Genomic DNA, 1,947 nt, shown 5'->3' with positions numbered 1-1,947 from the left:
GTTGGCCCGGTGGGCCAGCACGCGCAGTTGCGGAATCTCGGCCTTCAGCTGCGTCAGCACCCGGCGGGTGGCGTCGCGGCTGGCGTCGTCCACGAAGATCATCTCGTAGGCGGCGCCCGAAAAAGCGGCGGCGATCTCGCGCGCCAGGGCGGCGGCGGCGCCTTCTTCGTCGAAGACTGGGACCACCACGGAGATTTCGGGGGACGTTAGGGGCGTGTTCGCCATCGTCCCTCCATAGCGGAAAAGTCGGCCCGCGGAAGGATCGTGCTATCAAGCCGCACATGAGTCTGGAGGGACACCTGGAGCGGCTGAGCCGCGGATGGCGCGGCATGGCCGTGGCGGCGTTCGTCGCCTTCCTGGCCGGACTTCCGGGCGTGTTCGCCGTCCCGCCGCTGGACCGCGACGAATCGCGCTTCGCCCAGGCCACCGCCCAGATGCTGGAGACCGACGACTACGTGGTCATCCGCTTCCAGGAGGAGCCGAGGTTCAAGAAGCCGGTGGGCATCCACTGGATGCAGGCGGCCAGCGTGTCGCTGCTCTCTGACGAGGCGGCGCGGGAGATCTGGGCCTATCGTATCCCCTCGCTGCTCGGGGCGATGCTGGCGGCGGCGGCCTGCGCCTGGGGAGCGGCGGCCTTCTTCGGCCGCCCCGGCGGGATGATCGCCGGCTCGATCCTGGGCGCCTCGATCCTGCTCTCGACCGAAGCCTTCATCGCCAAGACGGACTCCGCCCTCTGCGGCTTCACCACCCTGGCGATGGCCGCCCTGTCCCGCATCTACGCCTCCACCAACGGCGGCGCCCCGGTCGGCTGGCCCACCAAGCTGATGTTCTGGATCGGCGTCTCCATGGCGGCGCTGATCAAGGGGCCGGTGGGACTGATGATCGTCGGGCTGGCCATGCTCGCCCTGTGGATCATGGACCGGAAGGCGCCCTGGGCCCGCAAGCTGTCCTGGGACTGGGGCCTGATCCTGTTCGTCGCCGTGGTCGGCCCGTGGTCGGCGGCGGTGACGGTGGCCACGGACGGAGGGTTCTGGCTGACCGCCATCGGCGGCGACCTGGCGCCCAAGCTGGTCGGCGGGCACGAGCGCCACTGGGGGCCGCCCGGTTACCACACCCTGCTGACACCGTTCCTGTTCTTCCCGGGCTCGCTGCTGCTGCCCGCCGCGCTGATCGCCGGCTGGAAGTACCGGGACGAGCCGGGCGTCCGCTTCGCCCTGGCCTGGGTGATCCCCACCTGGCTGGCCTTCGAGATCGCCCCCACCAAGCTGGTCCACTATACCCTGCCCGGCTTCGGCGGCCTGGCGTGGCTCGCGACGGCGGCGCTGCTGGCGCCCATGGGCAAGATCGGGCGCTGGGGCGGAGTGATCGTCAGCGTGTTGGCGGGGGCGCTGTTCGCGGGGCTGATCTTCTACCTGGCGAGCGAGTACGGCGATCCGTCGGATGTCGGCGCAGCCGCCGCGGCCGCCGGGCTGTTCATCGCCGCCGGCGGGGCCGGAGCCTACATGCTGGCCCGCAAGGCCGTGCGCGGCGCCCTGCTCACCGCCGGGGCCCTGGCGATCGTCGCGCACGGGACGCTGGCGGCCGCCTTCCTGCCGAGGCTCGAGCCTCTGTTGCTGTCGCGGGAGGTCGAGGAGACGCTGGCGGCGCAGCGTCTGCTGCCACGCCAGGGGATAGCGCCAGCCCCGGTCGCCGTGGCCGGCTACGCCGAGCCCAGCCTGGTCTTCGCCCTCGGCACCCCGACCGACCTGGGCGACGCCGGCGACGCCGCCGCCGCCATCGCCGCCGGCCGCCCCGCGGTGGTCGAGAGCCGCGAGGAGGCCGCCTTCCAGCAGGGCCTTTCCATCCTCCGCGCGCGAGCCACGTTGGTTGGGCGCGTCCAGGGCCAGAACTACTCCAACGGCGACGAGATGGACCTGCGCATCTACGCGCCCCGCTCGCCGGTTAGAG

Annotated in this window: 2 protein-coding genes; one reads left to right on the top strand and one right to left on the bottom strand. The window is 71.9% G+C overall.

Annotation, left to right across the window (positions count from 1 at the left end; all coding sequences use genetic code 11):
- Nucleotides 1–225, bottom strand: a 225-nt coding sequence (locus VHK87_RS12430) for a glycosyltransferase (protein ID WP_329635212.1), incomplete at its 3' end; no start/stop codon positions are given.
- A gap of 56 nt (nucleotides 226–281) precedes the next feature.
- Between VHK87_RS12430 and VHK87_RS12425 the strand changes: the two genes are divergently transcribed.
- Nucleotides 282–1,947 (top strand): glycosyltransferase family 39 protein (locus tag VHK87_RS12425; protein ID WP_329635211.1); only part of this gene is annotated, 1,666 nt, incomplete at its 3' end.

It is taken from the genome of Phenylobacterium sp. (genome assembly GCF_036263695.1).
In the GTDB taxonomy this organism is placed as follows: Bacteria; Pseudomonadota; Alphaproteobacteria; order Caulobacterales; family Caulobacteraceae; genus Phenylobacterium.
This window is presented reverse-complemented; position numbering and strand designations above follow the sequence as displayed.